The sequence below is a fragment of the Streptomyces dysideae genome (genome assembly GCF_001514305.1).
Classification (GTDB): domain Bacteria; phylum Actinomycetota; class Actinomycetes; order Streptomycetales; family Streptomycetaceae; genus Streptomyces; species Streptomyces dysideae.
In genome coordinates this window covers 628,686-647,944 of sequence record NZ_KQ949076.1, presented here as the reverse complement: position 1 = coordinate 647,944, position 19,259 = coordinate 628,686, and the positions used below count along the sequence as shown (strand labels likewise).

The 19,259-nt window shown below is 64.7% G+C and carries 18 protein-coding genes; 7 read left to right on the top strand and 11 right to left on the bottom strand.

Annotation, left to right across the window (positions count from 1 at the left end):
- Positions 1-9: 9 nt before the first annotated feature.
- The 3 genes from AQJ91_RS06080 (at position 10) to AQJ91_RS06070 (ending at position 2,755) form a co-directional block, all read left to right on the top strand.
- Positions 10-957, top strand: a complete 948-nt coding sequence (locus AQJ91_RS06080) for an aminoglycoside phosphotransferase family protein (RefSeq protein WP_324617972.1) — start codon at positions 10-12, stop codon at positions 955-957.
- A 208-nt stretch (positions 958-1,165) separates the two neighbouring features.
- Entirely contained in the window at positions 1,166-1,735 is a 570-nt protein-coding gene (locus tag AQJ91_RS06075; RefSeq protein WP_067017111.1) for a GNAT family N-acetyltransferase, read from the top strand.
- Positions 1,736-1,900: 165 nt separating this feature from the next.
- The gene (locus AQJ91_RS06070; protein WP_067017109.1) at positions 1,901-2,755 is read left to right on the top strand and encodes a GNAT family N-acetyltransferase; all 855 of its coding nucleotides are present in this window, start codon (positions 1,901-1,903) and stop codon (positions 2,753-2,755) included.
- On the opposite strand, the gene AQJ91_RS06065 is transcribed toward AQJ91_RS06070, so the two are convergent.
- The 3 genes from AQJ91_RS06065 to AQJ91_RS06060 are packed head-to-tail and all read right to left on the bottom strand — an operon-like array spanning position 2,752 to position 5,362.
- Positions 2,752-3,477 carry a phytanoyl-CoA dioxygenase family protein gene (locus AQJ91_RS06065; protein ID WP_067017107.1) on the bottom strand — a complete coding sequence of 242 codons (726 nt, stop codon included), beginning with the start codon at positions 3,475-3,477 and terminating at the stop codon, positions 2,752-2,754. The genes AQJ91_RS06070 and AQJ91_RS06065 overlap by 4 nt on opposite strands.
- Entirely contained in the window at positions 3,474-3,695 is a 222-nt protein-coding gene (locus tag AQJ91_RS53380; protein ID WP_159054492.1) for a hypothetical protein, read from the bottom strand. Before AQJ91_RS53380 ends, AQJ91_RS06065 begins: the two co-directional genes overlap by 4 nt.
- Positions 3,692-5,362, bottom strand: a complete 1,671-nt coding sequence (locus AQJ91_RS06060) for a hypothetical protein (protein ID WP_067017105.1) — start codon at positions 5,360-5,362, stop codon at positions 3,692-3,694. Before AQJ91_RS06060 ends, AQJ91_RS53380 begins: the two co-directional genes overlap by 4 nt.
- A gap of 367 nt (positions 5,363-5,729) precedes the next feature.
- Here AQJ91_RS06060 and argS point away from each other — a divergent pair, with 367 nt between their 5' ends.
- Complete coding sequence (argS, locus tag AQJ91_RS06055; protein WP_067017103.1) at positions 5,730-7,457, top strand: arginine--tRNA ligase; 1,728 nt, start codon at positions 5,730-5,732, stop codon at positions 7,455-7,457.
- A gap of 14 nt (positions 7,458-7,471) precedes the next feature.
- On the opposite strand, the gene AQJ91_RS06050 is transcribed toward argS, so the two are convergent.
- The 8 genes from AQJ91_RS06050 to AQJ91_RS53375 form a co-directional block, all read right to left on the bottom strand.
- Positions 7,472-8,098, bottom strand: a complete 627-nt coding sequence (locus AQJ91_RS06050) for a hypothetical protein (RefSeq protein WP_067017101.1) — start codon at positions 8,096-8,098, stop codon at positions 7,472-7,474.
- Positions 8,095-8,847 carry a sulfotransferase family protein gene (locus AQJ91_RS06045; RefSeq protein WP_199847857.1) on the bottom strand — a complete coding sequence of 251 codons (753 nt, stop codon included), beginning with the start codon at positions 8,845-8,847 and terminating at the stop codon, positions 8,095-8,097. Before AQJ91_RS06045 ends, AQJ91_RS06050 begins: the two co-directional genes overlap by 4 nt.
- A 32-nt stretch (positions 8,848-8,879) precedes the next feature.
- Entirely contained in the window at positions 8,880-9,746 is an 867-nt protein-coding gene (locus tag AQJ91_RS06040; RefSeq protein WP_067017096.1) for a histidinol-phosphatase HisJ family protein, read from the bottom strand.
- 23 nt (positions 9,747-9,769) lie between these two features.
- Positions 9,770-10,294: a nucleotidyltransferase family protein gene (locus tag AQJ91_RS06035; protein ID WP_159054491.1), complete on the bottom strand. Its 525-nt coding sequence runs from the start codon at positions 10,292-10,294 to the stop codon at positions 9,770-9,772.
- Positions 10,291-13,389: a pyridoxal phosphate-dependent decarboxylase family protein gene (locus AQJ91_RS06030; protein WP_067017092.1), complete on the bottom strand. Its 3,099-nt coding sequence runs from the start codon at positions 13,387-13,389 to the stop codon at positions 10,291-10,293. Before AQJ91_RS06030 ends, AQJ91_RS06035 begins: the two co-directional genes overlap by 4 nt.
- Positions 13,386-14,243, bottom strand: a complete 858-nt coding sequence (locus AQJ91_RS06025; protein WP_199847856.1) for a glycosyltransferase family A protein — start codon at positions 14,241-14,243, stop codon at positions 13,386-13,388. Before AQJ91_RS06025 ends, AQJ91_RS06030 begins: the two co-directional genes overlap by 4 nt.
- 40 nt (positions 14,244-14,283) lie before the next feature.
- Positions 14,284-15,138 (bottom strand): glycosyltransferase family protein, encoded by an 855-nt coding sequence (locus tag AQJ91_RS06020; protein ID WP_159054490.1) that lies wholly within the window; start codon positions 15,136-15,138, stop codon positions 14,284-14,286.
- A 321-nt stretch (positions 15,139-15,459) separates the two neighbouring features.
- On the bottom strand, positions 15,460-15,969 hold the full coding sequence (locus AQJ91_RS53375) for an NUDIX hydrolase (protein ID WP_159054489.1): 510 nt from the start codon (positions 15,967-15,969) through the stop codon (positions 15,460-15,462).
- 258 nt (positions 15,970-16,227) lie between these two features.
- On the opposite strand from AQJ91_RS53375, the gene AQJ91_RS06015 reads away from it, so the two are divergent.
- From AQJ91_RS06015 to AQJ91_RS06005, 3 genes are all read left to right on the top strand, one after another.
- Positions 16,228-17,112: a class I SAM-dependent methyltransferase gene (locus AQJ91_RS06015; protein WP_067017087.1), complete on the top strand. Its 885-nt coding sequence runs from the start codon at positions 16,228-16,230 to the stop codon at positions 17,110-17,112.
- Positions 17,113-17,718: 606 nt separating this feature from the next.
- Complete coding sequence (locus AQJ91_RS06010; RefSeq protein ID WP_234381819.1) at positions 17,719-18,372, top strand: HAD family hydrolase; 654 nt, start codon at positions 17,719-17,721, stop codon at positions 18,370-18,372.
- The gene (locus AQJ91_RS06005; RefSeq protein ID WP_067017255.1) at positions 18,372-19,247 is read left to right on the top strand and encodes a DUF1932 domain-containing protein; all 876 of its coding nucleotides are present in this window, start codon (positions 18,372-18,374) and stop codon (positions 19,245-19,247) included. Before AQJ91_RS06010 ends, AQJ91_RS06005 begins: the two co-directional genes overlap by 1 nt.
- The last annotated feature ends 12 nt before the right edge of the window (positions 19,248-19,259 follow it).

The window sequence follows — 19,259 nt, the reverse complement described above, 5'->3', positions numbered from 1 at the left end:
CCGTTCCGCATGAGGACGACGGACAGAGCGGAGGGGGCAGGCCGCCAAGGGTGCTGGATGATCGAGATACCGGATGACTTCGCAAGCAGAACAATCGATCGGGAGGGCGAAGGCAGCAGGACTTGGCTCGCGTCCCTGCCCGTCCTGGTTGATGAGCTACTCGAGCGTTGGAGCTGCACACCGACTGCTACAGCAATGCACGGGCAGGTCGGGCTCGTAGTCCCCGTGCTGCGCCATGGCGACCCCGGAGTCTTGAAGATCTCGCATCCGCACCCCGGCCTTGTCCATGAGCCCCACGCCCTTGCCTGGTGGGGTGGACGTGGAGCCGTGCTGCTGCACGAGCGTGACGACTCGAACTTCGCCATGGTGCTGGAGAAGGCAGAACAGACCAGCCTTGCCGATCTCGATGACGTTGACGAGGCGGTGGCCGCCGCAGGCCGCCTCGTCCGTCGATTGGCTGTGCCAGCTCCTCCGCGCCTGCCACGGCTGCGCGACCACGCTGAGCAGTGGTGGCTTGATGAAATCCGCGAGGCAGCAGCGGAGTTGGCCTATCCTCTGCCGCAGCGGGTAGTCGACGCAGCGCTCTCGACTGTGAAGGAGCTTGGCCCCGACCAGCCGGATACGCTCGTCCACGGCGACCTGCACTATGCCAATGTGCTGCGGGCCGAGCGGGAGCCCTGGCTGGCGATCGATCCTAAGGGGTACGTCGGCGATCCGGCTTACGACGCCATCAAGCTACTCCGCGGCCACTTCGATGATCTGCTAGCCGCCGATGATCTGAAGACGGCGCTGCTGCGTCGCCTCGACATCTTCTCCGAAACCGCCGAACTCGACCGAGAGCGCGTCTCTCGTTGGGCCCAGGCGCGTGCAGTGATGTCCGCGCAATGGGGTCGCCAAAACGGAGATCCTGGTTGGCTCGTGGACATCACTGACCAGATCGCCGAAGCCCTGACCTGAGCTCCCGCTGCGCATGCGTTCAGTGGCTGTCCCGCGGATCACCGCAGGCGCCTGGGGCGTACCGGAGCGGCCGGGACCACCCGCACATGGCGGCAACTTCCCCCGATCTTCAGGCCGTCCGGGCTACCGGCGTCTTGCCAAGTAGACGGCCTGACGCATGCCCATATTCCGTTGCTGTGAGCCTTCTGCGAAACAATCATGGGCTGCCATGGAGCGGCCGAGTCAGATCATCGAATGCGGAGACTTCGCCCTGCGACGCTGGCGGGGGCAGAGCCACTTCCCTCCGGCGTTCAAGTTGATCGAGGAGTCTCTGGACCACCTGCGCCCGTGGATGCCGTGGGTCGCTGGGCACAGCGAAAAGAGCACCCGAGACTTCCTCGCGAAGTCCGAGTCGAAGTGGGCAAGCGGCGACGCGTACAACTACGCCATTACCAAAGACGGCACGCTTATCGGCATGTGCTCGACCTACCGCGGGGCCGAACCTCAGGGCTGGCGCATGGGGTACTGGCTGCACCCTGCCGCCACCGGCCAGGGCATCGCCACGAGAGCGATGGCAGCCATGGTCACCGAGATGTTCGCCCTGCCGGACGTGGAGTACCTGGAGATCGCGCACGACCTGGCCAACACCTCCAGTGGCGCCATTCCGCGCCGGTTGGGCTTCACCGAAGTCCGGCGGGAGCCGGTAACACCACCCGCAGCTCCCTCAGACAGCGGCACCGACGTCGTCTGGCGCCTGGACCGCCTCACACCGCCTCCTTACGGTGCTCCCGCTCCCTGAGCGACCCATTCCGGGGTATGCACCTGCACGGCCGTCTGGCGACCGACCCGGAGCCGGAGTAGGCGGCAAAGTTCACTGGGGGGAGGCGGCGCCTGACCGCGCCCCGTAGCCTCGCCCCGTCGGAAAACCACGGGCGCAGTCAGTGAACGCGCGGGATCATGAGGCATGCGCCCGGATGACTGGCACCTCACCGAAGACGTCGACAGCTTTCTCGCCCGAGCCGGAGACTTCCTGCGCTCGCGCCCCGCCCTGCACACCGTCCCGCTGACGGTGACCGAGGCGCTGCGTACGCGCGGGGCGGACGCATACGGCGCGGAAGCCCCCATCTTCGGCCTGCTGGAGCGGACGGGTGAGGTCCGCGCGACCTTCTTCCGCACCCCGCCCCGCCGTCTGAACCTCACCCCCCTCACCCCCGAGGAGGCCGACACCCTCGCCGCCCACCTGGCCGGCCTCGGCTGTCGCCTCCCCGGTGTCAGCGCGGACCACGACACCGCCACCGCCTTCGCCGAGGCTTGGCAGCGGCACACGGGTGCGACGCCGACGCTCTATGAGCGGCAGCGCCTGTACCGTCTCGGCACGCTCATGCCACTGGAGCCGCTACCGGAGGGGCGGGGTCGAGTCGCAGGCGAGCAGGACCGCGAGCAACTCATGTGCTGGTACCGCGAGTTCGCCGCCGCCATCGGAGAAGTCGCCTCCAGGGACGCCAGATCCTGGGCCGACACGCGCATCGCCAATAGACGCGTCAGGTTCTGGGAGACCTTGGACGGCACCCCCGTCTCCATGGCGGGCGTAACTCCTATGGTGGCGGGCCAGATCCGGGTGGCCCCCGTCTACACGCCCGCCCACCTGCGCGGCCGCGGTTACGCGGGCGCCGTAATGGTCGAGGTGAGCCGGGCCGCGCTTGCCGCGGGCGCGGCGGAAGTCCTGCTGTTCGCGGACCTGGCCAACCCCACCAGCAACGGCCTCTACCAGCGGATCGGCTACCGACCGGTCACCGACTTCGCGGTGTACGACTTCTAGATCGCTACGCCATTGATCGTCTCCGGTGGCCGCTGCATACCCAGGAGCATCCGCAAGGCGTCTGTACGTCCCCACGGCCCCGGCTCCGGCGGATCGGACATCGGCCGCACCCACCTCTCCACAAAGCTCATCAGGACAGCCGACCGCGGCGCTGTGGATGCGTTGAAGCCTGAGCGGTGCCAGGTCGCTGCCGCCATGATCAACAATGCTCCGGGCTCACCGTCGAACACAACGTGCTCGATGACGGCTTCGGGGTCGGGACGGTCCGTCCTTGTGTGCGACTCGGGGACCAGCTGAGTAGCTCCGTTTGAGGAGCGGAAGGAATCCAGAGCCAGCACGCATTGCAACCCCAGGACGGCTCCAGTCACAGGGGCCGGCATCTCGTTGTAGGGGTAGTCGATGTGCCAGCCGTCGACTGGCTGGCCGGGCTGAACGACGTTAAGACTGTAGTCGGATAGGAGGTGGTTTTTTCCAAGCAGTTCGTTCAACACCGCGGTGAGTTCTGGGTCGGCGAGAAGATCAACGAACTCTTCCCCATGCCGGTACAGATCCCACACGCGTGTGGACTTGGGGTAGCGGTTGGCGTGTTCGCCGCCCGCGAGGTGCTTGGCGAGCCTACGTATCTCGTCGCATCGTTCGCCCTGAAGGAACCCGGGCCAGATCGCGAACCCTTGCTTTTGTACGTCGGCGACCAGGCTGGTCGTGGACTCTGAGAGCGTCATTGAGCGGTACCGCCCTTCGGCTGCGCTCGAAGTTCGATGACTGTGCCTCGGTGATCGTGGTGCGAGAGATCCACCAGCGTCACGCCGCTGTCGAGAAGACCCATGATTTGATCAACGAGACCTTCCACGTCGCTGTCGGCATGACGAACATCGAACGTGCAGACGCTCCGGAGTTCGGGCTCTACAGCATCGTTCGCAAGATCCACCCCTGGTGTCACGATGACTCCAATAGACGTCGGGCGAGGAGAGCGGTGGCCGCTTCGGGACCGATGAGTTCAACAGGCTGGAGACGCAGCCAATCGCCGATCTTGGCCAGGTACTGCTCAATGGCTCTCCCGTCACTCAACCTTGACAGGTCCAAGATCACACACGACGGTTCCTCAGCAGCCAGTGCCTGAGCAAGCCTTCGGAGACAGAACTCAGCCCGGCCGGCGGCGGCCGTGACGGTGGAGCCATGCAGAACAGCCAGCGCCGGTAGGGGCGGGGCCAGTCGCATCCACCGCTCTACTGCCGGAGACACAGCATTCGGCGCTATGAGCAAGCGAATGCCACGGTCCGCGATCGCCTGTGGCGTGGTGCTGGGGGGCTCGGAGCTCACCAACAACGCCTGTACTTCCTCCACGCCAGCACGCGGTGCATCGAGCTCCGCGATGGAGGGTGGTCCCTCCGGGGCGGTCTCGTTGAGGATCAGCGCACTCTTCAGCGGTTCCGGAACCGCACGGCGCAAGGCGTCGGCCTGCTGACCAGAGCCGGGATTCAGGACGAGCATGAGGCGGCGTCGTGGGACGTGAGGCAGGGGCCGCTGGGCCAGTTGGTGAATGACATCGACTGCTTCAGCAAGACCCTTGTGGTTCGGCTCGAGCCGCACTTCACGAAGAGGGCGTGCGAGAGCTTCGCAGACGAGTTTCTCAAGGGCCTCCGGATCGGTCGTCGCCGTGGCACCGCCGTACTGCTCAGCTATTCGAGCCGCGTGCTCGTCGAGACCCTCCATGAAGGAGACATCCGGTACGAGGACGAGATGGGCCTGGCCCAGCAATGCCTCGGACAAGGCATTGTTACCGGGCTTGATGATCGCGACATGAGCCGCGGAGAGAAGTCCCGCCAGCCGAGGCTCGTACCGGCGGACCGTGACGTTTCCTGTCTCATGCAGCGGCTTGCCGGCATAGTACGGGCCGGTGACGAACACGAACCGCGCTCGGTGACCGTCCGCGTGGATCCGTGCTGCCACTTGCGCGCAGGCACCGAAGAGACGGTCGCCGTAACCGTCAGGCATCTGATCCCCACCAGCCCCGCCGTTGACGACGACCAGGGGCTCGTCGTTGGGGGCGTAGGCGGCGCGCATCTGCGCGATCTCGGCAGGAGAAGGCGAATAGCTGAGGTTCCCGATGAAGGAGAAGCTGGTGCCGAACTGCACGGCAGCCATCGAGTCGCCACTGTGCCCTTCACGTAAGAAGTCCTCGCGGCTCTGCGCGATGAGGATCTCGTCGTAGGCCGCAAACCGACCCTGCATGCGGAGTTGGTCGAACGACGTCCCATCGAGGCGACGCATCACCAGTAGCCGAGGGCGCTGGGCGAGCGACTTGAGGGAGAGGTAGCGAGGGTCCGGGTAGGTGTCCTCGATGACAACTGCTGGATCAAGTCGTTCGAGGAGCCGGTCGAGGATCGCGGTGTAGCTGTCCTCTGCCACGGCCGACGACACCCTGTGCAGCAGCGGAAAGTTAATGACCTCGACGGGGGTGTCGCGGAACAGGCTCAGTGAGCTGGCCTGGCTGATGATCACGGGGCGGAGTCGGCCTTCGTTCCTGATGGCCTCGGCGATGAGCACGGCGCGCCTCAAGTGACCGAACCCGATGCCGTTCTTGACGAGCAGCACGACGGTCTTCATCGGCGTCCTCCCATGATCAGTGGCTGCGGCAGTGGGACTGGTGCTTGGTACCGCGTTGCGCCGGCCGCCGCCGTACCTCTGATTGGAGACCGCGGGCGCCCCATCCTGCTGAAGGGGTCGCTGGTCAAACCGATCTCATCGTGGGAGGCGTGCACAGGGTCCGGCATGTTGGTGAGTATCACGTGGCCGTCAGCCCGTGCGTGGGGGTTCAGCCGTTTCTTAAATCTTGTAGTCAGGTGATCACGCTACGTGTTGGTGCGGTGTTGGTTCCTGACGGCCGAGCCTGCGCCGGGTGCCGTCCTTGGGCCCGCCGTGGCGCCAATCTCGTGATTGGACACCCATCTTTTGGCTCAGCTAGATTTTTCGAATGGCGAATCTGGAAGAATTGCTGCATCAGAGGTTGGCCCCGGCATTCGAGACGGTGGCAGGCGCTCCCGTCGACCCGGTCATCCGACGATCCCAGCGCGCTCACTTCCAGTCGGACGCCGCCCTGGCGCTGGTTCGCAAGATCGGTGGCAACCCGCGCGACATCGCCAGCCGGGTCGTGGAGGCCGCGCAGCTTGACGATCTCTGCTCCTCGGTCGAGATCTCGGGGCCCGGCTTCATCAACCTCACCTTCTCTGACGAGGTTCTCGCACGTCTCCTCGCTGACACCATCGGTGACGAGCGGCTCGGCGTACCGCAGGCCAAGGCCCCGGAGACCATCGCGATCGACTACTCCGCCCCGAACGCAGCCAAGGAGATGCACGTCGGACATCTGCGTTCGACGATCATCGGCGACGCAGCCGTGCGCCTCCTGGAGTGGCAGGGGCACACCATCATTCGCCAGAATCACATCGGCGAGTGGGGTACCCCCTTCGGCATGCTCGTCGAGCACCTTCTGGACATCGGAGAGTCCGAGGCCGCACACGAACTGTCGGTCGGCGACCTCAATGGCTTCTACAGGGCCGCTCGCGTCAAGTTCGACGCCGACGAGACGTTCAAGGACCGGGCCCGCAAGCGGGTCGTCCTGCTGCAGAGCGGCGACGAGACGACCCTGCGTCTGTGGAAGACGCTCGTGGACGAGTCGAAGAAGTACTTCATGACCGTCTACGGCATGCTGGGCGTCCGCCTCACCGAAGACGACTTCTTCGGTGAGAGCTACTACAACGACCAGCTCCAGTCCGTAGTGGATGAGCTGGACGAGCTCGGCCTCCTGCGGGAGAGCGACGGCGCACAATGCGTGTTCCCCGACGGTTACAAGAACCGGAGCGGCGACCCTCTGCCGATCATCGTCAAGAAGGGCGACGGCGGCTTCGGCTACGGCGCCACCGACCTCGCCACGATCCGGCACCGCCTGCGGAACCTCCACGCCACCCGCCTGCTGTACGTCGTGGGCCTGCCCCAGCACCAGCACCTGGCGATGATCTACGACGTGGCTCGGGACGCACGCTGGCTCGTCCCACCTGCCCGCGCCGAGCACGTCGGACACGGGTCGATCCTCGGCGACGACGGCAAGATGCTGCGCACCCGCGCCGGCAAGTCAGTGAAGCTGGTGGACCTCCTCGAAGAGGCCGTGGTCCGGGCATCCGCGGTGGTCGCCGAGAAGAACCCCGAGCTTGATGAAGAAGCCCGTGCCGCAGTCGCCCAGGCGGTCGGCATCGGCGCCGTCAAGTACGCGGATCTCTCCACCGACCGTACGCGGGACTACGTCTTCGACGTCGACCGGATGGTGTCGTTCGAAGGCAACACCGCCCCCTACCTGCAGTACGCGCGAGCCCGTATCTGCTCCATCTTCCGCCGCGCTGGTGTGGAAACGCCGCTGCAAGGTATCGAGAAGCTGGTCATCGCTGAGCCTGCCGAGCGCGCCCTCGCTCTGGAGCTGCTTGAGTTCAGCAGCCTCCTCGCTGAGGTCTCCGAGACGCTGGAGTTCCATAAGCTCGCCAACTACCTCTACGGGTTGGCGTCGGCGTTCACGAGCTTCTACGAGAAGTGCCCTGTTCTGCGCGCCGAGGGTGACGTCAAGCAGAGCCGCCTGGCTCTGTGTGACATCACCGCTCGGACACTGGAGCTGGGCCTGGGCCTCCTCGGGATCGACGCCCCTGACCGTATGTGACCCGTGGGCGCCTGCTACCGGCGAGGTAGTGGGCGCCAGTTGAGCAATCCCGTTGAGGAGTACGACCGGCACCACCGGTCGTACTCCTCAACGTCGTTAACGCCATCGTCGAGGACCGCGCGGTAGACATCGATCGACCGGTACTCGGTGTTGCGTGCCACGAGGGATTCCTTGATGCGCAAGATCGAACTGCGGGTCTGGGAGCTCAGTGCGGCGCGCATGGATTCCACGAGGTCAGCCGATCGTGGCCCCTCGTAGTCGGTGGGTAGCAGCCACATCTGCACGGTCCAGGGCACGTCGCGAACCCGGTAGCGCACCTCCCAGCCAAGGCCGGCATCTGGCTCGTTGACCGCGTTGAGGAACAGGACTCTGTCGACGGCCGGGTCTTGGGCCCACTCGGACACGAGGGAGAACCCGGTATCGACACGTAGAGAACCGTAGATCTCAATGTCGATGTCCGGGGCAACCAGCAGGCCGTACGACATAGCCCCACACAGCTTCGGCACACCGAACTGCTCCCACCGCTGGAGTGGTTGCAGCGCGTTCATGACGCTACGCGCCTGCTCTTGCCTCGCGTCCTGTCGTTGAAGGGGGGAGGTGCCGTTGTCCGGCACCTGGCCCGCGGTCGCCGGGGCTGTCACCGATGGGCCTCCACGTACCCGAAGGCGCGGCAGGCTTCCATCAGGCTGTCCGGCACATCCGCGTCTGTCGGCAGGCTCCGGCCGCGCTGGACGACGCCGCTCTTGATGTTCTCGGTGAAGTCGCCAATCCCCTGCACGAACGGGCCGTGATCCACGGTCCCGTAGTTGAGCATCTCGGGTTCCCACGGCACGTCGAGGTAGGCGCAGATCTCCCGGGTCACCTGCTCCGCATCGCGGGTGAGGTCCTCGTAGCGCACGGTGGCGCCGTTGAGGGTACGGCGGGCTGAGTCGAGTTCCCGGAGGTACGTTGTCACCAACTGCTGTGTCTGTGCGGGATCTTGCTCGGGTCTGCCGGCCAGCGACGACTCCAGGATGTGCAGTGGATGCCGGAGCAGGAAGATGTACCTGGCCTGCGGCCAACACGCGGCGAGCCTGCGCCATAGCAGTAGGTTGCCGGGGGTCTTGTCCACCACGATGTCCTTGCCTGTGAAGACCAGTTCGCGGTGGAGCATGCGGTCCCAGAGCAGGTGCTCGATCTCGTCCTTCTCCAGGTTCGAGGCTTGCATCGCCAATTCGATGTAGGGGCTGCTGAGCTGGACCTCAAGATCGGCCAAGTGCAGCTCGTGCGGCGCCCGGATCTTGCTGTGAGTGTCCAGGATGCACCGCAGGAGCGTCGACCCGGAACGTATCGAACTGAGGATGAACACCGGCGATGGCACCAGGCGATCCAGTGCTGGCTTCGATGGCACGCGCAATCTCCTCGTTTGCTGTCCTGGGTGGGTCATCGGCGCCAGAAGTCGATGGGGTCCTTGCCCGGTTTGAAGCCGTGAGCTTCGACCATGGCCGCAGTCGCGGCGAAGTTCCGGCCGACGGTCTCCGGCTCGTGGGAGTCACTGCCGAAGGACACCGCTGATCCGCCCTCCTCGTACCACCAGCGCACAACCTCGGCCGCAGGCCAGGGGCCCTGGGTGTTCATCTCGAGAGCCCTGTCAGAGCGGGCGAGAGCACGCAGGACGGCCCGGTACTCCTCTTCGTAGTCGTTCGCGTTGAACGGCTTCGCGCCCTTCGGCCAGGCGCGCATCGGGTAGTCGATGTGGGCGAGGACCTGGAACACGTCGTTGCTTTCGACCATGTTGAGGGTCTCGATGAGGTAGGTGCGCATCAGCTCCTGGGCGTTGTCGGCCGTGAACAGGAACGGCGCGTAGTGCAGTTGCCCGTCGACGGTCAGCGAGTGCAGAGATCCGAGGAGCCGGTCGAAGTGCCGCCGCTTCAGGAGCGCGCTGATTTCCTTGTCGAACAGATGAGGCTCGCCGAGTTCCATGCCGGAAAGGATCTTGAGATCCGGATAGCGGTCGCGGCAGCGTTCCAGGCACTCCCAGTACCCGTCCAGGTCGAATAGGCCGGTGTGAGCGTGGGTGTCGATGACACGGACGACGGACGAATCCTGCGCCTCACCAGGGAACGCCCAAGCGGTGAAGTCCGCGTGGTCGGTGAAAGAGATAGCCGGCAGCCCGAGCCGTATCGCTTCCTCGCAGGCCTTCTCCATGACCCCTGTCGAAGCGTCCCACGACCACTCTGTGTGGACGTGGTTGTCCGCCGGGAGAACTTGTCCGGGCGAGGCCTTCCATGCGAAATCTTCCGTAGCCAACGGATCTTCCTTCCTCTGTGCGGTCAGTTGTTCCCTCGTATGCCGAGCGCGCGGAGGACCTCCCGCTCGGGCGGTGTAGAAGCGGAGCGCAGGTGCCGGGTCAGAACCTGGGTGGCACGTACGGTCAACTCATCGAGTTGCGCGGAGGCGCGCACGGTCAGCCGTGCACCGAGCAGGGCCCGAAGGACTTCCACGGCATCTGCCTCGGCCAGGTCGGAGTTGACCTTCCCTTGAGAGCAGGCCTGATGAATGGCTCGGCTGACCTCATTCCCGGCAAGGGCCCCATGGGCCTGCTGTACGGTGAACAGCTCCACCGGATAGGCGGCGTCAGGGGTATATCCGAGGCGTTCCTGGAGCTCGGCGAAGCCCGACCGGAGCCGTTGCACCGCAACCGCAGGCAACGGCTCTGCGAGCAGCACGAAGGTGTCCACATCGCTCGTCGGCCCCGCTTGGCCCCTCGCGACTGAGCCGTAGACGAATGCGGCAACTGCCTCGCAGGACTGATCGGTGAGGAACTGATCAATCGCGGATACAACGTCGCCGCTCACTCGCCATCGTTCCATCCGGCAGGCCCGCTCAGTCGAGGAGCGTGCTGGTGCACAGCTTCTCCGCGGATCTCCGCCAGCATCGGCTCGACGAGCGGTTGCGCCTCGGCGACGAGCCGTTCCACCGCGACATCCAGATCAGCCCGGGTGAGGAGCGGATTACCGGGGCATGTGGCCATGATCGTGTAGCCGGTTCCAGCACCAGCACCCACACGGTCAGCCAGGTCGGCGAGCGAGTGCTCGTCGAAGCACACCTCACCGGCCTGGTACAGGGCTGTGTTCACCCGCGACGTGTACGCACTGACGACCTTCGCCGCTCGCTGCCTGCCGGCTGCATCCAGGCTGGTGAGCGCACTACGAACGCCTGGTGGGCAGAACACGAAGGCCATCCGGTAGAAGTCAACGTCGTTGAGACGGACGAACAGTCCGGTCTCGTCGAGTCGTCTCTCCAGGTAGCGCACCAGAGCCTGCCGAGCCTCCACCATCGCGCCCAAGGCACGCGTGCCGACGTGACGCAGCAGCATCCAGGTCGGCAGGCTTTGGAAGCCCCGCGATCCGAGGAACGGGGTGATCAGCCCGAGGTCCCAGCAGTCGTCCGCCATGACAGTCGTCGTGTGACGGCTGAACTGGGTGAGGACTTCACGCTCCCGGAACAGGACATACGACGAGGGGTATGGGGTGAAGAGGCCCTTGTGGGGGTCGAGAGAAACAGAATCGGCCTGCTCGATTCCACGAAGATGCTGCTGCCGCAGCCGATCGTTGAAGATCAGGCTTCCTCCGTGACAGGCGTCGACGTGGAACCACACACCATGCTTGCGGCAGACCTCACCGAGCGCCTCAAGATCGTCCAGTCCTGTGGTCCGGCAGTTGCCGGCCACTCCAACCACCATGAACGGCGTACGACCGGAGGGCGGATCCGAGAGAAGCCGGTCAACAGCCGCCGGGTCGGTCGTGTAGCCCTGTTTGGCGCCGGTGGAGAGAATCGCGTCCCAGCCCAGGCCCAGGTGGAACGCGGCGTCGCTGTGCGAGTAGTGAGCGATCGGCCCTGCCATGACGACCGCTGGCTGGGTGTCGAGCCCTCGCAGGCCATGCTTGCGTGCGGCGGGGAAGGCGTGTCCCAGCGCAGCGAGCATCGCGATGTGGTTGGACAGATGCCCTCCGGTCGTCCAGAGACCGGAGACGTCTTTGACGCCGCGTAGTTCGGTGAGCGGAACGGTCGCGTACCCGACCAGCTCCCGCAGCCATTCGATGACCTGTGCCTCGACGAAGGTCGCTGACGGCGCGCTGCGGTCGACGGCTATGAGGTTCTGGTTGAGGAGCGGACTGAGAAGGCTGCCGGCCAGGGCAGCCAAGGCGTTGCCCGAGTCGGGGAACGCCAAATACCTGGGGTGCCCCTGCCCGATGGAGTAACGGGCAACGACGTCGTTGACCTCAGCGAGGACGTGGTCGAAACCGAGCCCTTCCCGCGGCAGGGGCTGGGCGACGGACTTCCTCAGTGCGGTCGGCTCGGCGTAGCGAAGGAAGGGCTGCTCCGGCTCGGCGCCGTGCAGGAAGTCCAGGCCAACACGAACAGTCTCGACCAGATCCTCCTCATGCCCTTTCCGGGCGCCACTTCTGCCGACGAGGTAGGTGTCCAGGAGCGCCTGGCTCACACCGCCGACATTGGTGCCGAGCTGAAAGAGAAGTTCGTCTATGAGACGAGCAGGATCGGCCGTCAGCTGCTGGTACCAGGCCCGCGTGTCCAGACGCGCCTCAGCAAGAGCGGTCACGCCAACAGCATCCAGGGCGTCGATGAGCCCCTCTGTGCGCATTGCACTGCCATCGCCGGCGCCTGTGCAGCTGGCTCGAATGGCGCGGCAGATGTCGGCCTCCATCGCGGCCTCAAATGCCTCCAGGCATGCGACCAGCGTGTTTGGATCTTCTATCGGGGACAGATGGCTGAAGAGCCGGACCTCATGAGTAACTGGCAGGAAGTCGCCCCAAAAGTGCCCAAGCTCGTGTCCGTACAGAACTCCACCATCACGCCGTCGCTCAGGACGTCGGTGCTGGCTCTCAAGGCGTAGGGATTGACCGAGGAGTTCTCGGCGTTGCCGCCACGTCACCGTATCGACCGCGAGCAGCGCCCGTTCAAACGAGTCCGCCGGCAGCGGATGATCGTCAGCGATGGCGGGCGCACCATTGCTGTCCACGGCGAACAGCTCGGCGGCCTCCGCGGCGGTCAGGCTGTCGGCAAAAAAGATCCTGTGCCACAGCAGGTACTCAGCCGCGCGTGCTGGCGAGGTGTTGCTGTCGACGACCTCCTCGAAGTCGATGAGGATGATCTCCTCATCTCGGAGAAACATGTTCCGGGGAGCGAAGCCCTGCCAGATCAGGCCAGCCTCCAGCATCGCCTCGCGTAGCCGTCGCAGGGCGGTAAGGATCCGGCGTCGGCTGCGCGAATCGAGCCTCCTCGAGCGCAGCGCATCCTCCAATGTCTCGCCGAGGTTCGGGGAGAAGACCCACGGGTCCGCCGAACTTTCCGTCCGGACCAGCGCGTACTCGCTCTGGACGGCGAACCGCAGCTCACCCGTACCACTCCGCTCAGGGAGGATGCCGGAGATCAGAGCAGCGTTCCTCTGCCGCTCCTCGACGGATCCGGCCGACCAGACCAGCGCCACCAAGTCACACGAAGCTGGTTCATCGACTCGGAGAATGCGTGCCCTACGGGAGGGGTGGATCGGGACGGCGGTCTGAGCCAAGGGCTGCTGGGCCGCCATGAAGTCATCGAGGTGGGGACATTCAGCGAGCAGCTCTCGCAGCAGTCTCACGATGTCCGTGTCGCCGTCAAAGAGGAGAGGCGCGCTAGCCCGGCTTGCTGAAGGGAGCAGGGTAGTGCCAGCCAGTAACTCAGCGGCTCGATGAGGGTCGTCGGCTGCTGCCTCCCGTGCTGCTGCGACGCTTTCCGCCATGGCGAATGCTTCCATCTGCGCCAGGACGATCGAGTACCGGTCGCGGAAGCGACTCGAGAGATGCCGACTCTCGGCAAGGCGCGTACGCCACGCCTCTAGGCGCTCGGCATACGAGCGTGACGAGTTGATGCGTGTCGGAGCGGTCGTCATGCTGTCACCTCAATGGGCGTGTCGAGACCCACTCGGAACCGTTGCTCCAGCTCGGCGAGGACTTGAGCCTTCAGCCGGGGATCTTGGGTGTGGTACATCGACCCTGGGGCGACCTTGCGATCGCAGTGGAACACTTCAAGCGGCCAGCCTTCGGGGAAGGCGATATGGCGTTCCCCCGTAGTGCCAACGTGGGAGACGAGATCCTCCCAGTTGTAGCTGAGGTCGTCCCGGTCGATGAACACGTCGAGGTCGAAGCCACCAAAACGATCGGCAATGGGGGTGAACCGGCGCAGGTCGTACGCGATGAAGTGCGTGGACAGCCGGTTGACGGAGCGCACGCCAGGTTCGAGCTCGTCGCCTGCGTCTTCGAGCTTCCAGGACCACTGGTGGTGGTCGCTCACCTTGCTCAACACGGGAACCCTTGGGTGCTTCTCGAAGAGGCGCCGGCAGGCAGACAAGGCGTCGAACGACGGATCGGTGCGGTACATGACCACGTCGTCTTCGATGACGATCAGGTACGGGGAGCGCTGGTCGAACAGTCTGCGATGCCCGTTGTTCGATCCGTCCCCAGAAGCTACGAACCGGTCTCGGCGGCGTACTCGCACCTCGTCGACCCCCCATTGCGCCAGCCGCGGGGCGAGCTGGGCGACGGTCTGCGGGGGAGTCCCGTCACAGTGCAGTACCACCTCGAAAGACTCCTGAGTCCCTGCCGTCAGGGCTTCCAAGCAACGCGGCAGGGTCTGGCTGAGCAGGTCGAGATTGGTGTGGAAGAGGAACGCGATCCGGAAAGCGGGCTCCCCGGCCGTCGACTCGTGGATCGGCGAAGTCTGACGGGGCTGTGGCACCTGTGTCACAAGTCCTTCTCCTTCAACGAAGATTGCTTCCTGTCGCTGATCACTGGGACACCTCAAGGGGCTGCTTCGCCGTGCTGAAGAAGTCGGAAGGGTCGCGAGGGGCGCGGCCAACGATGCGGATCCAGGTGTTGAACGCTCCGCACTGAAGGCCGTAGCGCAGCCCTGCGGCGATCCGGGCTGTCCTGTCAGGCGCTCCGAGGCGCTGAGACAGATGAAGCGCGAGTCGCTCACGCCTGTAGTGGGCGCCGGCAAGCCGGTAGTCCGAGCTGTAGTCAGCTGCGAAGTGGATCAGAGCGGGCTCAACTTCAAGCCCTTGCTTGGCGAATGTGCACGCCCCAGTAAGTGCATTGACTCGCAGTGGGCCATTGATACCGATCGGAGTCGCGGATGCGAGAGCAGTGAGATCTTGGGCGTGGATACCTTGCTCGGCCAGTGCCATCGCCAGGAGGGGCTCGTCGGCGATTCCTCCGCGGAAGGTGTGCAGCCCCAATTCGCTGTATTGATTGACCAATTCGCGGGCCCGAGCGAACACTTGCCGAGTTGCATCGGTGGCGTGGAGGAGGATCAGGCCGCTGTTGCACTTCGGTAGCCAGCCTGTACCCGCTGCGCGACACATTGAGGCGACGTCCCCATACCAGATTTCGTCTTGGTCGGCTGTGATGTCACGCCCGACTACTCCAACGTCGGAGCTGTCGAATAGGTCAAATACTGGCTCGATGGGGCGGACTGCAAGAGCATCGGCGTCCAAGTAGAGGGTGCGCGGGTACGGGGCATACGTATCGAGACTGAGCTTGAGGCGGCAGTCATCGGACTGCCCAGTCTCAATCTTGATCACCGAGTCGTATGCCTTCGTTGCTATACATCGCACGTCGTCGGTGACCAGGGTGCGATGCATGCCGGGAGAGTGGCGCTGCAACGATAGGGCCAGTGAATATGCTTGGCGGTGGTATCGCCTGTGCCCGTAGGCAAGTACCAAGATGCCGCGATCTGGTACGTTGCCTCGCCCGTTGTCTGGACTTTCAGCGATCGGTTTGTGCGGTACGGATGCCACAGGTCTCCCCTCCCGCCGCTCATTTCGCCGAGCCTGCCGACTCGGACATGCGTGATCGTTTGCGACACTGTCTTGCAGGGCGCGCATCATCCACGTTCTTGGATACGCGCCAGTAGAGAGAGTCAAATTCAACTGTCAGCGTGTTGGTGGCGGACGGCTATCGCCTCAGGTCCGATAGACCTCGTCGTGCAGAACCGACAGGTCGAGGCCGAAGACATTAGTTGCGACAGCGGCAGCGGCAGAAATCTGCAGCGATCCCTCTGCTCCCCAGCCGAGGCGATCGGGAACATAGCTGACTGGTGTCAGCAGCCTCTGGAATGAGCGACAGCTACCAAGCGCGGGACTCCGGCGATGGAACGTGGTTATGCGCGCTGCCAAGAAGAGTTCGGCATAGGTCAGTTTGGCGTCTTGGTCTCGAACCTGCCGATATCCCAGATAGATAGGTTTCGTGATGGTGACCCGATACCCGCTTCGGCACTCTCGGACCAACGTTGCGAGGTAGTCGTATCCGTCTACTTTCGTTTCGCTACCGGGCATTCGATGCCCGGGGCTCTCTCCGTGCTCCACTCCCAGCAACACCCGGCCGGCGGCGTCAAAGCAGAAGCCGTAAACCTGTCGCACATCGGTCTCGTCCGGCATGCGGCTCGGGAGCCATCGGTGCGTCAACGTGGTCACGTTGTGCCCCTCCTAATGGGCCGTCCAGCAGGTGTCTGGAATACGGACACGGAGCGAGGTGTGTTCCAGTGCGGCTAGTAGCCACGCTTCCCGCTCGCCAAGGTGTTGCTCGCGGGGAGAAGGTGCATTCAACATCCGGCTCCTGACGCGAGCCGAACGAGCTTGTAAGGATGCCTAGTTCGTAAGGGCGGGACCATCGCCTGAGTGATATCACCGAGGTGATATGTGTGTCCCGAAGGCAGGTGATTGGATGAAAGCATGACTGAGGCATCCGAAGGGCTCGACCTCACCAGCCGGGACATGATGCGAGCCAATGAGCTCAACTGGGACGCGCGTACCTCTGTCCACATCGGCAGCAGGTACTACGGCCTCGAAGACGGCAAGGCTCCCGACCCTTCTCGCTGGTTTGCCCCCTTCGAGTGGGAAGACCTCGGTGAACTGGAAGGGTGCGACGTTCTCCACCTTCAGTGCCATCTCGGTACCGAGACCATCGCCTTCGCCCACCGCGGCGCTCATGCGGTAGGTCTCGACCTTTCTGGGCAGGCCGTCTCCTCAGCCAGAGAACTCGCGCAGCGCGCCAACATCTCTGTCGAGTACGTCCAGGCCAATGTGTATGACGCAGCCGAAGTCCTCGACGGGCGTCAGTTCGACGTGATCTACACGGGGAAGGGAGCCCTGTACTACCTCCCCGACCTGATTCCGTGGGCCAAGACAGTCGCCAGGCTCCTGCGTCCGGGTGGCAGGCTGTACGTCGCAGAGTTCCACCCGCTCCTCAACGCTCTGCGCCCCAGGCCGCACACCGGTGACGGCCCCGACCTCGTTGGCCACGACCACCACGCCAACAGTCTTTCGATCGGGCACGACTACCTGGCCAGCGGCGCCATCCAACGCGAGTCCACCCATACGTACACCGATGGTCCGGCCCTCCAGGGCGCGACGGACTTCTTCGAGTGGATGCATGGGCTCGACGACGTGGTCAACGCCGTTGTTACTGCCGGCCTGCAGATCGAGAGACTGCGGGAGACGCCGCAGCTCCCCTGGCGCCGCTGGGACCGCATGATCCGTACCGGCGACGGCTGGTGGCAGCTGCCCGACGACGAGCCGCGGGTTCCCCTGCTGTATGCCCTGCTCGCTCGACGGTAGAGACGGCAAGGAGTGAGCGAGAGTAGGGCTGTCCATTCCTGAAGTGTCCGGTCCGCGATGAGCCGTCAAGGACTCCGCTGCCCCGATGGGTTGCGCTCATTTTGACCGTCCGCCCCAGACCTAAGACTTGGATGGTTGCCGGGCGGCTCGCGCAGTGCGTCGTCCTCCTGGTTGTGACGGAGCAGCTCCGTGCTCCCCAAGGGGGATGCCCTGAACGTCAGCTCGGGGACCTACGTGGTGTTCCACACCCGAGTCCTTCGACTACCGAGGGAGACTGCATCATCGCTCTGGGTGTCAGAGTAGGTTCCTCGCCGCACGGCTCCACCGCGCTGAGACGGAGTGCGGACACCCGTGCTGTGTCCGCGCTGCTGAGCGCCGCACTCGCCACCGACGGCACCTCAACGATCCAGGGGATGTGCCACCTCCGTTGCGCTTCCACAGGGCGTGGAAAGCGGCGCGCCGTGGACCATCGAAGCCCGGCGCTGCCAGTTCTTTCCTGTGACCGCTGACAGCGCTCGTGCCCACCCAGGGGCGGTGACGGACTCCCGGCCAGGGTGCCGTGCTGGACACCGGATCCAGCTAGGGTCTCGCCCTATGCAAAGGCTGGTGCTCTTCGATCTCGACAACACCCTCTGTGATCGTCAGGGGGCGCTCGCAAAATGGGCGGCCGACTTCTGCCGCGCCCACGGCCTGGGCAGCGGAGCAGAAGGACACCTCGTTGATGCACTCCAGGAGAGGGCCTACCCGGCCACCTTCGAGCGGCTGCGCCACGAGCTCTTTCTCGAAGCGCCGGCCACGCAACTCTGGGACGATTACGTCACAGGAATCGCCGCCAGAGTGCCCCGCCGCCCGGACGTCATCGAGGGCCTGGAGCAGATGCGCGCCGCGCGGTGGCGACTGGGCATCCTCACCAACGGAGCCGCCGACATCCAACGCGCCAAGATCGCTGCCGCAGGACTCACCAGGTCGGTCGACGCCATCGTAATCTCAGAAGAAATCGGGGCACGCAAGCCGGAAGCGGACGCCTTCCACGTCGCCGTCGCCCGCTGCGGCGGCACCCCCTGGGAAGAGGGCTGGATGGTCGGCGACAACCCCGAGAACGACATCCGCGGAGGCCAGTCCGCAGGCCTAAGAACCATCTGGGTCAGCCAAGACCGGCCGTGGCTTGATCACCTGAGTCCCCCCGACCACGCTGTACCCGACGCCCTCAGCGCCATCAATCTGCTGCTGAGCACCACTCAAACGAGGACGGCACGGTGATGGCGACTGAGGTAACCGTCGGGCTTATGCACCCCGGCAGCATGGGCGCAGCCTTCGCTGCGCAACTTCGCTCGAAGGGCACGACGGTGCTGTGGTGCCCGACGGGACGAAGCGAGAGCTCTCGGCAGCGCGCCAAGCGGGCCAGCATGAAGCCGGTCGCCCTCGCTGACCTCGTCGATAGCGTTGATGTATTGCTGTCACTGTGTCCGCCCGCGGCCGCGGAAGATGTTGCTGCCCAGGCGGCCGCCCACGGTTTCTGCGGCACCTATGTTGAGGCGAATGCGATCACTCCGCACCGCGTCCGGAACGTCGCGGAACGCCTTCGCAACGCCGTTGTCGTCGATGGAGCCGTCGTCGGTTCCCCTCCTGTCGACGGCAAATCCCCAACCCTCTACCTCGCAGGACCGCGGGAAGAGGTCGACCGGCTTGAGGACCTCTTCGCCGGCACCGATGTGCAAACCCACCAGCTCGGTGACGACATCGGGAAGGCGTCCGCGCTGAAGCTCGCCTACTCCAGTTACCAGAAGGCGTCCCGTGTCCTGGCAGCAGTGGCTTACGGTCTCGCGGACGCGAACGATGTTTCGGATGAACTTATACACATCGCCAGCAAGCGAACAGGCAGCTATCTGACAGAGACCGGGTACATCCCCAAGACGGTCTCCCGAGCCTGGCGGTGGGCTCCAGAACTTGAGGACGCCGCCGACCTACTCGATGAAACCGGCCTCCCCGGACATTTGATGCGCGCAGCGGCCGAGGTGCTCCACTCCTGGGACGAGGCTCGGGACACCACTCTCACCATCAGTGAAGCCCTCGCGCTGCTGCATGACGGCAGCGGCACATCGGAGACCACCGTTGGACAGGAGCCGGCCCCGTAACAGGCTTTCTTC

Excerpts from the sequence above, each read along its gene's own strand:
- AQJ91_RS06080 (WP_324617972.1), top strand. The coding sequence starts at position 10 with ATGAGGACGACGGACAGAGCGGAGGGGGCAGGCCGCCAAGGGTGCTGG.
- AQJ91_RS06075 (WP_067017111.1), top strand. The coding sequence starts at position 1,166 with ATGGAGCGGCCGAGTCAGATCATCGAATGCGGAGACTTCGCCCTGCGA.
- AQJ91_RS06070 (WP_067017109.1), top strand. The coding sequence starts at position 1,901 with ATGCGCCCGGATGACTGGCACCTCACCGAAGACGTCGACAGCTTTCTC.
- AQJ91_RS06065 (WP_067017107.1), bottom strand. The coding sequence starts at position 3,477 with ATGACGCTCTCAGAGTCCACGACCAGCCTGGTCGCCGACGTACAAAAG.
- AQJ91_RS06060 (WP_067017105.1), bottom strand. The coding sequence starts at position 5,362 with ATGAAGACCGTCGTGCTGCTCGTCAAGAACGGCATCGGGTTCGGTCAC.
- argS (WP_067017103.1), top strand. The coding sequence starts at position 5,730 with ATGGCGAATCTGGAAGAATTGCTGCATCAGAGGTTGGCCCCGGCATTC.
- AQJ91_RS06030 (WP_067017092.1), bottom strand. The coding sequence starts at position 13,389 with ATGACGACCGCTCCGACACGCATCAACTCGTCACGCTCGTATGCCGAG.
- AQJ91_RS06020 (WP_159054490.1), bottom strand. The coding sequence starts at position 15,138 with ATGCATCGCACCCTGGTCACCGACGACGTGCGATGTATAGCAACGAAG.
- AQJ91_RS06015 (WP_067017087.1), top strand. The coding sequence starts at position 16,228 with ATGACTGAGGCATCCGAAGGGCTCGACCTCACCAGCCGGGACATGATG.
- AQJ91_RS06005 (WP_067017255.1), top strand. The coding sequence starts at position 18,372 with ATGGCGACTGAGGTAACCGTCGGGCTTATGCACCCCGGCAGCATGGGC.